The following is an 11,049-nucleotide window of genomic DNA, read 5'->3' on the forward strand; positions in this document are numbered from 1 at the left end:
CCCGTGCAGCGGTCGCCGGGCACCCCACTGCCCTCGGTCATCCACGGTCGTCGGCCATCCACAACCCCGGCCAGCTCCGCGCCGAGGCACCTGCACCCCTGTAGCATCGCACCGAGGCCGTGGATCGGGCGTCCAGGGGAACCGACGTCGAGCACGCGCCGCCTCCTCCGTCCGTCCTGCCGCCGAAACCGAGGCCTTCATGTCCCAGCCCCCGTCCCCGCCGCAGAACGGCCAGTACATGCCCAATGGGAGGCCCCGTCCGGGCGCCCCCAGCTCGGCCTCCGGTGCACCGTCGGTCCCGTCGCAGCCGCGCTACCAGGACTACGGGAACCCCCGCGCCTACGACACCTCGGTCCGTCCGGCCTCCGGCCTCACCGCGGCCCGCTTCGCCCCGGCTCAGATCCAGCGCCCCGACCAGGCCCAGCCGCAGTCCGCCTGGTCCACCCAGACCCGTCAGGCGCAGCTGGTCTCCCAGGAGGCGACCAAGGTCCCCACGGTGAGCATCGCGGTCTGGCTGTCGGTGGTGATCCTGGGGTTCCTGCTCCTGGCCGTGCTCGGCTACTTCTTCCTGCAGTTCGTCATGACCGCGAGCTCGAACCCCGTGTGGTGGCCCGCCACCGCCTTCCTCGCCTCGACCTCGCTGCTGGTCATCGCGCTGATCATGTTCCTCGCGGACCGCTGGGACCCCCAGCCCATCCCCCTGCTGATCATCGCTGTGTTCTGGGGTGCGGCGATCGCTGCGGGGACGAGCTACGTGCTGAACACGCTGAACTCGTACCTCGTCTACATCGTCACCGGCAGCGCCGACGCAGCGAACTTCGCCGGTCCCGTCATCAGTGCACCGCTGGTGGAGGAGACGACCAAGGGCATCGGCCTGCTGCTGCTGATGATCCTCGCGCGGCGCTACTTCAACGGCCCGATGGACGGCCTGATCTACGGCTCGCTGATCGGCGGCGGTTTCGCGTTCACCGAGAACATCATCTACTACACGCGCCAGCTGGAGTCCTCGGGCGTCGGCGGCGTGCTGTTCCTCTTCCTGCTGCGCGGCATCCTGAACATCTTCGGACATGCCATCTACACCGCCTTGACCGGCATCATCGTCGGCTTCGTGGCGCGCAAGTGGGGCACCATCATGGGCTTCCTGGTGTTCGTGCCCGCCCTGATCCCCGGCATGCTGATCCATGGCGGCTGGAACCTCTTCTCAGTGATGGGCAACTCGTGGCTCGCCATCGGGATCATGTACGGCACGAAGGCGATCATCGCGCTGATCTGGCTGATCTCCATCCCGGTGCTGATCTGGGACGAGTCCCGACTGACCCGGATCCGGCTGGGCGACTACGCGAACCAGGGCTGGCTCACCCATGAGGAGGTCGACATGCTCGCCACCTGGAAGGGACGGCGCGAGGGCAAGCTCTGGGCGACCCAGATCAATGCCAGACCGGTGATGAAGAGATTCATCCGTGAGAGCGCCGACCTCGCCTCGATCCGCCAACGACTGCTGGCGGATGGGGCGAACCCGAAGGTCGTCGAGACCGAGCGGAAGCTCCTGCACCGGCTGACCGCGAACCGCCAGGAGCTGCTCTCCCAGGCTCGCTGAAGCCTGCCGGAGCGGTATCACGACCGACGCGACCGCCCGACCGATGAGTCGACACGACGGATGAGTCGAGGAGGGCCCCGCCAGCGGCGGGGCCCTCCTCTCATGTCCCGCCGTGTCGGACGAGATCAGGTCTCCTCGTCGCGCTCCCGGGGCCAGGGCGACGCCGCGGGGTCGTCACGACCGCGCAGGCGGTCGAACTGTCGCCGCTCGCGCTTGGTGGGTCGGCCGGTGCCGCGTTCCCGCCGCGGCGGGGCTGCGGCGAGCTGCGGCGGCGGCTCCGGGCTATGGTCCTCATAGGCCTTCCGGGCGATCGGCGCTCCCACCCGCTTGGTGAGGATCTGCGTGATCACGACGATGCGCTCGCGCCCCGGGGAGCGCACCCGCAGCTCATCCCCCACTGCGACCTTCTGCGCGGCCTTGACCGGATCGCCGTTGCGTCGCACATGACCTCCGCGGCAGGCCGCGGTCGCCGCCGAGCGGGTGGGCATCAATCGCGCGCTCCACAGCCAGACGTCCAGGCGGACGGTCTGCGGCCCCTCAGCAGCTCCTGCGGCAGTGCTCATGAGCGGTCGGGGGTGCGCACCAGCGGCCACGGGTCATGGGCCTCGAGCTGCGCGGCCACGGACAGCAGCAGGGCATCCTCGCCGTGGCGGGTCGCACCGAGCTGCACGCCGAACGGCAGCTCGACTCCGTCGATCAGCTCCCGGTGCAGCGGGACCGCGATCGCAGCGGCGCCGAGCATGTTCCAGGTGCTGGTCCAGGGGGTGAAGGCGCACTGCGCGTCGAAGTCGGCGCCGCCCTCGTCACGCTGCAGGTCCGCGGGCAGCGCCGGCGGGCCCGACAGCGCGGGGGTGATCACGACGTCGAACGGAGCGAACTGCTCCATCGTGCGACGTGCGAGGGCCTGGACGCCGGAGAAGGCACGGGCCAGGTCGACGCCGCTGTAGCGGCGACCGCGCTCGCGCAGCCAGCGGGTGAGCTCGAGGATCCGCCCCTCCTGCTCCTCGTCCAGGGGGATGCTCGCCGCGCCGACGGTCCACAGGGGCATGAAGGCGGTCCAGTCCTCCGGCGTGAACGGGGCCCGGATCTCGACGAGCTCATGGCCCAGACCGCGCATCAGCTCGACGCCGCGCTCCAGGCCGCGCAGCGCCGCCGGGTGCACCTCGGTCTCCGCCGCGAGCGGCTCTCGCAGAACAGCGACCCGCAGCTGCTGCCGGGACGACGTGGCGCCCTCGAGCTGTCCGAGATAGGGGCCGAGGCGCGCAGCGGCGGGCGTGAAATCTCCCGTGCGCGCTCCGGCGATCAGGTCGAGCCCGGCCGCGGCGTCGCGCACGCTGCGGGCGAGGATGCCGTCGGTGACCAGGCCCATCCCCTCGGTGCCGTGGGGCCCTGGGGAGACGACACCCCGAGAGGGCTTGATCCCGACGAGACCGCAGCAGGCCGCCGGGATGCGCACCGAGCCGCCACCGTCGGAGCCGTGCGCGAGGGGGACGACGCCGCTCGCGACCGCCGCCCCCGCCCCGCCGCTGGATCCGCCGGCGGTGCGCCGGAGGTCCCAGGGGGTACGGGCGGGAGCGCCGGTGGCCGGCTCGGTGTAGCTGGGCAGTCCGAACTCGGGCGTGGTCGTCTTGCCGATGGTGAGGGTGCCGGCGTCGAGGATCTGTCGGGCGACGCCGTCGGTCACGGTCGCGATGTTCCCGGCGAGCGCGGCGCTGCCCGCCTCGAAGGGCGCACCGGCGATCTGCGTGAGGTCCTTCACCGGCAGGGGCACGCCCAGCAACGGCAGCTGCTGGGCGAGCTCTGCGAGGGTCCCCGTGCGGCGGGCCTCCACGAGCCGTTCCGCCGCGGCGCGGGCCTGTTCGCGGGTGAGGTCCTCCAGCAGGTGGGCGAAGGCGCCCACCTGTGCGCCGACCCCCCGGGAGGCCTCGAGGGTGTGCTCGGCGAGCTCCTCGACGTCGATCTGGCCGGAGCGCAGCGCGGCGGCGGTCTCGAGCGCTCCGAGCGGTCGCTCCTCGGTCACCGGGGGCCTCCCTGCTCCTGGGCGGGATCCGACCGTCCGCTGCTCCCCAGCGCCTCGCGCACGTGGTCGAGGATCCCTGCCACGGCGTCGTCGATCTGCTCCCAGACGGTGTCGAAGTCGCTCTCGTGCCCGTACCAGGGATCGCGGATCCCGGTGTCCTCGACGTGGCCCGGAGCGAAGTCGCGGACCATCCTCACCGTCTCCTCGGCCCGTCGTGCGCCGAGCGTGCGGCGCACCGGGTCGACGTGGTCATGGTCGAGGGCGAGGACGAGGTCGGCGCGGTGGAGCTCATCCGCATCCATCTCCCGGGCGCGGTGCTGATCGCTCGCGATGCCGTGGCGTCGCAGCAGGGCACCGGCGCGCGGGTCGATCGGGTTCCCGCTCTCCCAGCCGGAGGTGCCTGCGGACGCGATCGTGACCCGATCCCCGAGGCCCGCTTCGTCGACAGCGTCGCGCAGGGCGTACTCGGCCATCGGGGAGCGGCAGATGTTCCCGGTGCAGATGGCCAGGATCCGGTAGGTCATCGTCGCTCCTCCGATCCGCCGGCGTCGGTCTCCAGAAGATCCTGATACTCCGGGTGGCGCTCGATCCAACCGCGCACGAACCAGCAGGTGGGGCGGACCCTCATCCCGAGCGATCGGATGTCGTCCAGTGCGAAGCGCACGATCGCGGAGCCGATCCCGGCCCCGGAGCGGTCCGGCGCGACCACGGTGGAGCGGAGATCACGCACCCGCACCCCGAGGGCGGCTCCGTCGGCGGCGGGTAGGTCGTCGTCGCCGTGGGCGAGCACGGCGACCACCTCGTCCCCGTCCAGGGCTTCGTAGCGGTCGCGGTCGTCATCGTGGACCAGGCGCACCGCGCCCGGCCCGGCGGAGGTCTCATCCATGCCGGTCACGGTACACTGCCGGTCATGCCTGCGCCCCTGATCTGGCACATCACCGAACTGCCCGCCTGGGAGGCGGCCGTCCGGGCGGGCTCGTACACCCGCGCGACCCGCGGCCGGGATCTCTCCGAGGAGGGCTTCCTCCACGCCTCCTGGCCGGAGCAGATCTCGAAGGTCGCCAAGCGCGTCTATCCGGATCGACCCGCGAATCTGGTGATCCTCGAGATCGACGTGTCCCGGGTCGAGGCCGCCGGCATCGCGGTGGACATCGAGGCCGACGTCGACGGCAAGGGCCGCGGCTATCCCCACATCAAAGGTCCGCTCCCCGTCAGCGCCGTGCTGCGCCTGCGCCGCACCAAATGGATCGGCCGGGAGTTCGTCGTCGTCGCCTGACAAGTCGTCCTCGCCCGGGAGCGGGCCCTCCTCGCCGAGGAGCGGCCCCCGGCCGACGGAGCGCCCTGATCGACGTGCCGTGAGCCCTCGGCGTACCATCGAGCATGGCCAGATCACGCCGCTCCGCGAAGTATCTCGACATCCATCCGGAGGATCCGCAGCCGCGTCTCGTCGAGCAGGCGGTCCGGGTGCTGGAGGACGGCGGGCTGATCGCCTACCCCACCGATTCCTGCTATGCGCTGGGATGCGCGCTCGGCAATACCGAGGGCCTGGAGCGGATCCGCCGCATCCGCCAGGTCGGCAAGGATCATCACTTCACCCTGGTCTGCGCGGATTTCGCACAGCTCGGCCAGTTCGTGCTGGTCTCGAACCCGACCTTCCGACTGGTCAAGAACGCCACGCCCGGCCCGTACACCTTCATCCTGCCCGCGACCCGGGAGGTGCCGCGGAAGATGGCCCATCCGAAGAAGCACACCGTGGGAGTGCGGATCCCCGAGCATCGGGTGGCGCATGCCCTGGTCGAGGCGCTCGGCGCGCCGATCGTCTCCTCCACGCTGCTGCTGCCGGAGCAGGACGGTCCGCCCACGGAGGGCTGGGAGGTCCAGGATCTGCTCGGCGAGCAGGTCGAGGCCATCATCGACTCGGGCGAAGTGGGCACCGAGCCGACCACGGTCATCGACCTCTCCGGAGACGACCTGGTGATCGCGCGAGAGGGCGCGGGCGACGTCAGCCGGTTCTGAGCGCGATCGGCGACGGAGCTCCCCGGTGGCTCCCTGCTCCGCGATGGTTCCCTGGTCCCCGGTGGCTCCCTGCTCCCGGGTGGTTCCCCTCAGGGGGCCTCTCGGTGCTGACGAGTGCTCAGCACTGCGGAGAAGAGCAGGATGCCGAGCGCGTAGATCGGCACCATCCACAGCGCGTGGCGCAGAGTCAGGGCATCCGCGAGCGCGCCGACCACGGGCGGTGTGACGAAGAAGCCGAGGCGTGCGAACCAGCCCACCACCGTGATGCCGACGCCGTGGGGCACACCGGGGAGCTCATCGGCCGCACGGAATGCGGCGGGGAACAGGGTCGCCACCCCCCATCCGGCGGCGGCGAAACCGATCAGCGCCAGGACGGGTGAGGGCATCAGCAGCGCGAGACTCATCCCGGCCATCCCGACCAGAGCGCCCAGGCGCGCGGTGGCGCGATCGCCCAGGCGGTCCACGACGGCGTCACCGGTGAAGCGGCCGATGGTCTGCGCCCCCTGCATGGCGACGAAGGCCATACCGGCCAGGAAGGGTGCGGCGCCGAAGGTGTCTGTCATGAACAGCGCGCCCCACGTGTTCCCGGCATCCTCCGTGGACCCGGCGAACACCAGCACCATGCCGAGGGCGCTGACGAGCCCGAGCGCTCGCAGGCTCATCCCCGCGATCCGCAGCCCGCTCGGGGCGACATCGGCGGGGACCTCCCCTGCGGAGCCGGCCGAGGGTCCGGCGCCGGCGGGAGCGGGCGGAGCCGCGGCGGAGCGCTCTGTGGAGTCGTGCCCGGTGAGCAGGAAGCGGAAGGATCCCGCCGCCAGGGCCCCGAAGAGGACCAGTCCGATCAGGCCCTGGAACCACAGCGGCAGGCCGAGCTGTGCGGCGGCCGCACCGAAGAGGCCGCCCGTGACGGCGCCGAGCGACCACCATCCGTGGTAGCTGTTCATGATCGAGCGGCGGTACCGGCGCTCGACGCGCATCCCGTGCGCGTTCATGGCGATGTCGGTGATCGCATCCGCCGCCGCGGCGAGGGCGAGGGAAAGCGCCAGCCACAGCCAGCTGCCGGCGGTGTAGACCAGCAGGTGGGACGTGGAGGCGATCATCTGTGCCGCCACCGCGATCCGCGCTGAGCCGAACCCGCCCATCAGCCGGGCGGCGAAGAGGCCGGAGAGCAGCCCGCCGATCGGTCCGAGTCCGATGGCGAGGCCGAAGGCGGTGTTGCTCAGCCCGATCGATTCCACCAGCTCGGGATAGCGCGGCATGATCGCGCAGAACGAGGCACCGTTGAGGAAGAAGATCAGGGAGACGGCCCAGCGGGCGCGACGCACCTGTGTGGGAACGGGGGGACGGGCGAGGCCGTCGGACGAGGCGTGAGCGGTCACGACGCACCATTCTGTCCCGTTCTCGTTCCGCGGGCCACCTGGCCACCCGGTCGCCGGGTCTCCGGATCAGCGGGTCACCGGGGCGGGGAACCGGGCCCGGACGCCATCGTGCCCGGTCGCCGTGGGCGCCGGGCACGAGGGAAGCTCAGGGGGTCCTCACTTGCTGAGGAAGCGGGGCACCAGGTCGAAGGTGCCCAGCAGCGCGACGATGCACATGGCCAGTCCGCCGCAGAAGGTGAGGACGGACGGGTTGTCCATCGAGATCAGGCCCATCACGTACAGCCCACCGGCGAAGAGCGCGAACAGCACGAAGGAGAGCACCACCGACAGCACGAGTCCGTTGCCCTTCGAGGTCACGTTCTCGTCCTCGCGCGCCTCCGCGCGGGTCGCGTCCGCGACATGCTGGTTGCTCATGCTGCCTCTTCCTCAGACTCGGGATCTCTGCGTCCGACACCGGGATGCGGACGACCGGCTCCCATCCTAGACCAGGCAGCGCGCCGGGGCGGACACCGCACGGTGGCCGATCGCGGTGAGCAGGCTCTCGAAGACGGCGTCCCCGCACGCACCGTCGATCTCCGGGTGCCACTGCACGCCGAGCACGTTCGAGCCGGTCTTGGCTTCGACGGCGAGCGGGAGCCCGCTGGCGTGACGGGCCACGATGCGCAGATCGCCGTGCACGGTGCGGATGCCCTGGTGGTGGTACGCGGTGACCTCGGCGCGGGTGCCGAGGGCGAGCCCGAGGTCGCTGGCGGCATCCACCTCGACCTCGACCGGGGTGGGGCGCTGCCCCGTGGCGGGGTGGGAGGGCAGGTCCTCGGGCAGGTGACGGTGCAGCGTCCCTCCCTCGGCGACGACGATGACCTGCAGGCCGCGACAGATGCCCAGCACGGGCACGCCCGTGCGGCGGGCGGCGCGGTACAGGGCGGTCTCGAAGGCGTCGCGCTCGGGATCCGGGGTCATGTCGGTCGCCAGAGCGTCCTCCCCCCAGGCAGCGGGGTCGAGGTCGGTGCCGCCGGTGAGCACCAGGCCGTCGAGCTCGGCGATCTCCTCGTCGCTCCACTCGTCCTGCGGGGCGATGATGACGGGGCGGGCGCCGGCCGCGCGCAGGGCGCGCACGTACTGCTCGTTGACCGCGACGGCGTCATGGCCCGCCCAGGCGCCGGACATCATCGTGCGGGTCCCCGCAGTCACGCCGATGAGCGGGCGACGAGTGCGCTGCGCCATGATGTTGTCCTTTCCGCAGGAGCGATGTTCCGGGCCGTCGGTCGACGACTGGACCCAGTTCACCCCAGGCGCGGCAGCGTGGGCGAGCTCTGTGGCGGAATGTGACGGCGCTGGTGACGGCGGATACGGCGGTCGGAGGCGACGGCAGGTCGAGGGGTGGCTCCGAGGCCGTCAGACCAGAGCAGTCAGATCAGAGCAGCGCGCCGACGCGGCTGTGCTGCTCGATCGCCTTCAGGTAGTAGCCGCGCAGCTGCTCGGCGAGCACGGGCCAGGTGCGCTTGCGCACCGAGTCCTCGGCCGCCCTGCCGAAGGCCTGGCGCTTCGCGTCGTCGAACAGCAGGTCGCTCGCGCGATCCCGCAGCTCGTCGAGCATCCCCGGGGTGTAGAGCCAGCCGGTGCGGCTGGGGGCGACCAGGTCCACCGGCCCTCCGCGGCGGGGTGCGATCACCGGGAGGCCGGAGGCCATCGCCTCCTGGAGGGTCTGCCCGAAGGTCTCCAGCTCGCCGGGGTGGATGAACAGATCTGCACTGGCGATGTGGGCGGCAAGATCGGTGCCGGTGCGGAAGCCGGCGAAATGCGCCCGCGGCATGAGGCGGCGCAGCGCCTCCTTCTCCGGGCCATCGCCCACGATCAGCACGCGCACGCCGGGCATGTCGTGGATGACCCTGAGGTCCTCGACCTGCTTCTCGGCGGCGAGGCGGCCCACATAGACCACGAGCTTCTCGTCCGGGCGCGCATAGCGGGCACGCAGCTCGGGGCTGCGCAGCGCCGAGGAGAACAGCGAGGTGTCCACCCCGCGACGCCATAGGTCCACCCGCTCGATGCCGTGGTGGATCAGCTGGTCACGGGTGGCGATGGACGGGGCGAGGTTCACGGTCGCCCGCTGATGGACATCGCGCAGCAGCTGCCAGGTGGCGCTCTCCAGGAAGGGCATCCCGTAGCGGGCCGTGTAGCCGGGGATGTCGGTCTGGTAGACGGCCACGGTGGGCACACCTGCCTTCTGCGCCGCGACCACCGCCCGGCCCCCGAGGATCATCGGGGAGGCGAGGTGGATGACGTCGGGCTGGAACTCGTCGATCCGCCGGCGCAGCGCCGCGGCGCTGGTGGTCGCGATGCGCACGTCGGCATATCCCGGCATGGGGGCGGAGGCGATGCGACGCACCCTCACCTTCCGGCCGCAGGAGGTCTTGAGGTGCTTCTCGGCACCGGGCCAGGCGGGGGCGATGATGCCGAGGTCGTCGCCCGTGGCGGCGAAATGGTCGGCGACGCGGAGCACCGAATTGGTGACACCGTTCATGTGCGGAAGGAACGATTCGGAGACCAGGAGAATCCTCACGCTGTCGATGATGCTCCGCCCACCGGTATTCCGCGCCACGTCCACATGACGTCCAGGTGAACTCTTCGGCGCCCCTGCGGCGTCGCAGGAGGGTCGCCGGGGTGCCGCCGGGACGCCGCTGAGCCACCACCGCGGTCGCCCGGCGGGCCGGGTCGACCGCGGCCGGGCCGCACACCTGGTCTGAACCGTTCAGAGCCGCACAGAGTCGCTCAGAGCCGCTCAGAGCCGCTTCGAGGCGATCCGCGCACCCTCGACCAGGGACTCGAGCTTCGCCCAGGCGATCTGCGGGTGGATCCGACCGCCGAGGCCGCAGTCGGTCGAGCCGATCACGCGCTCCGGGCCGACGATCCTCGCGAAGCGCTCGAGGCGCTGCGCGACCAGCTCGGGGTGCTCGACCACATTGGTCGCATGGGAGACGATGCCGGGCACCAGCACCTTGTCCTCGGGCAGGGCCAGGTCCTGCCACACGGTCCACTCGTGCTCGTGGCGGACGTTCGCTGCTTCGAAGGAGTAGTACCTCGCATCGATCTCCAGCAGCAGCGGGGCGAGATGGCGGAACTCGATGTCGGTGGTGTGCGGCCCGTGCCAGGAGCCCCAGCAGAGGTGGAAGCGGGTGAGCTCCGTGGGGACGTTGACCAGGGCGCGATTCACGGCATCCACCCGCTTGCGGGTGAAGTCGAGATAGTCCTCGACGCTGGGCTCGGGGTTGATCTGGTCCCAGTTCTCCGCGATCGAGGGGTCGTCGACCTGCACCGTGAGGCCGGCGGCGGCGATCGCCTCGTACTCGGGACGCATCACCTCGACCCAGGCGTCGAGGAAGGCGTCCACGTCGCCGTAGTGGGCATCGACGATGCGGCTGCCCGAGCCGGGCGAGAGGGAGTTGAGGAAACCGTGCTCGTAGCCGGCGGCGCCGAGGGCGGCCTGGGCGTTGGCGATGTCCTGGGCGACCAGGTCCCGGCCGGTCTCCGAGAATGCGACGGGCCCGGTCGCGGCGGGGAAGGTGGGCTGGGAGCCGACGGTGATGCCCGAGCTGGGGTCCTGGTAGGCGTCGGCGAAGATCGTCCAGTCGCGGCGATCGGGGAAGGTCGTCAGGCGCACGTCACCGGGGGCGGAGCGCACGGGCTCGGTGGAGAAGTGGTCCGCGCCGGTGAGCTCGAGGCCGCTGACGCGGTCGAAGATGTAGGACCACCACGACCCGTAGTTCACGGCCGAGCCCATCAGATGCCCGTACTCGCCGTCGTTCGGCAGGGAGATGCCGATCTCGCGCTGCCTGGCGACGACGTCGACCACGGCCTGGCGGAGCACCTCGCGGAACTCCTCGGAGGGAGCAGGGGTGAGCCCGTCCTCCCCGACCGGGCGGGCGGCGTTGGCGGCGATCAGTTCGGGGCTGCGCGGGAGGGAACCGGCGTGGGTGGTGAGGATCTCGGTCATGTCAGGAGAGTACGAGCCGTGTCGCCCCCGTCGAAAACCGGGGCGT

12 protein-coding genes are annotated in these 11,049 nt (G+C 71.3%); 3 read left to right on the plus strand and 9 right to left on the minus strand.

The features are described from left to right. Positions 1-199 precede the first annotated feature (199 nt). Positions 200-1,597, plus strand: a complete 1,398-nt coding sequence (locus VF289_RS08450; protein ID WP_330883031.1) for a PrsW family intramembrane metalloprotease — start codon at positions 200-202, stop codon at positions 1,595-1,597. A 125-nt stretch (positions 1,598-1,722) separates the two neighbouring features. Here the strand turns inward: VF289_RS08450 and VF289_RS08455 are convergent, their stop codons facing one another. Genes VF289_RS08455 through VF289_RS08470 form a run of 4 tightly spaced genes read right to left on the minus strand, consistent with a single transcriptional unit; the run spans position 1,723 to position 4,503 of the window. Further along, positions 1,723-2,160: an RNA-binding S4 domain-containing protein gene (locus tag VF289_RS08455; protein WP_330883033.1), complete on the minus strand. Its 438-nt coding sequence runs from the start codon at positions 2,158-2,160 to the stop codon at positions 1,723-1,725. After that, a complete protein-coding gene (locus VF289_RS08460) occupies positions 2,157-3,617 on the minus strand; it encodes an amidase (RefSeq protein ID WP_330883035.1) in 1,461 nt (486 codons plus the stop codon). The genes VF289_RS08455 and VF289_RS08460 overlap by 4 nt, the downstream gene beginning before the upstream one ends. After that, positions 3,614-4,141 (minus strand): low molecular weight protein-tyrosine-phosphatase, encoded by a 528-nt coding sequence (locus VF289_RS08465; protein ID WP_330883037.1) that lies wholly within the window; start codon positions 4,139-4,141, stop codon positions 3,614-3,616. Before VF289_RS08465 ends, VF289_RS08460 begins: the two co-directional genes overlap by 4 nt. Next, positions 4,138-4,503 (minus strand): GNAT family N-acetyltransferase, encoded by a 366-nt coding sequence (locus tag VF289_RS08470; protein WP_330883039.1) that lies wholly within the window; start codon positions 4,501-4,503, stop codon positions 4,138-4,140. The genes VF289_RS08465 and VF289_RS08470 overlap by 4 nt, the downstream gene beginning before the upstream one ends. A gap of 24 nt (positions 4,504-4,527) precedes the next feature. Between VF289_RS08470 and VF289_RS08475 the strand changes: the two genes are divergently transcribed. Together VF289_RS08475 and VF289_RS08480 are read left to right on the plus strand one after the other, a co-directional pair. Next, complete coding sequence (locus VF289_RS08475; RefSeq protein WP_330883040.1) at positions 4,528-4,893, plus strand: DUF952 domain-containing protein; 366 nt, start codon at positions 4,528-4,530, stop codon at positions 4,891-4,893. 104 nt (positions 4,894-4,997) lie between these two features. Continuing rightward, positions 4,998-5,633: an L-threonylcarbamoyladenylate synthase gene (locus VF289_RS08480; protein WP_330883042.1), complete on the plus strand. Its 636-nt coding sequence runs from the start codon at positions 4,998-5,000 to the stop codon at positions 5,631-5,633. Between the two features lie 89 nt (positions 5,634-5,722). On the opposite strand, the gene VF289_RS08485 is transcribed toward VF289_RS08480, so the two are convergent. From VF289_RS08485 to VF289_RS08505, 5 genes are all read right to left on the minus strand, one after another. Beyond that, positions 5,723-7,012, minus strand: a complete 1,290-nt coding sequence (locus VF289_RS08485; RefSeq protein ID WP_330883044.1) for an MFS transporter — start codon at positions 7,010-7,012, stop codon at positions 5,723-5,725. Positions 7,013-7,168: 156 nt separating this feature from the next. Then, positions 7,169-7,426: a hypothetical protein gene (locus VF289_RS08490; protein ID WP_330883046.1), complete on the minus strand. Its 258-nt coding sequence runs from the start codon at positions 7,424-7,426 to the stop codon at positions 7,169-7,171. A 66-nt stretch (positions 7,427-7,492) separates the two neighbouring features. Continuing rightward, positions 7,493-8,236, minus strand: coding sequence for a gamma-glutamyl-gamma-aminobutyrate hydrolase family protein (locus VF289_RS08495; RefSeq protein WP_330883048.1), 744 nt, complete (start codon positions 8,234-8,236; stop codon positions 7,493-7,495). Positions 8,237-8,426: 190 nt separating this feature from the next. Beyond that, a complete protein-coding gene (locus tag VF289_RS08500) occupies positions 8,427-9,572 on the minus strand; it encodes a glycosyltransferase family 1 protein (RefSeq protein ID WP_330883050.1) in 1,146 nt (381 codons plus the stop codon). 219 nt (positions 9,573-9,791) lie between these two features. Further along, a complete protein-coding gene (locus VF289_RS08505) occupies positions 9,792-11,003 on the minus strand; it encodes a cobalamin-independent methionine synthase II family protein (RefSeq protein WP_330883052.1) in 1,212 nt (403 codons plus the stop codon). Positions 11,004-11,049 lie beyond the last annotated feature (46 nt).

It is taken from the genome of Brachybacterium sp. (assembly GCF_036379615.1).
Taxonomy (GTDB): Bacteria; Actinomycetota; Actinomycetes; order Actinomycetales; family Dermabacteraceae; genus Brachybacterium.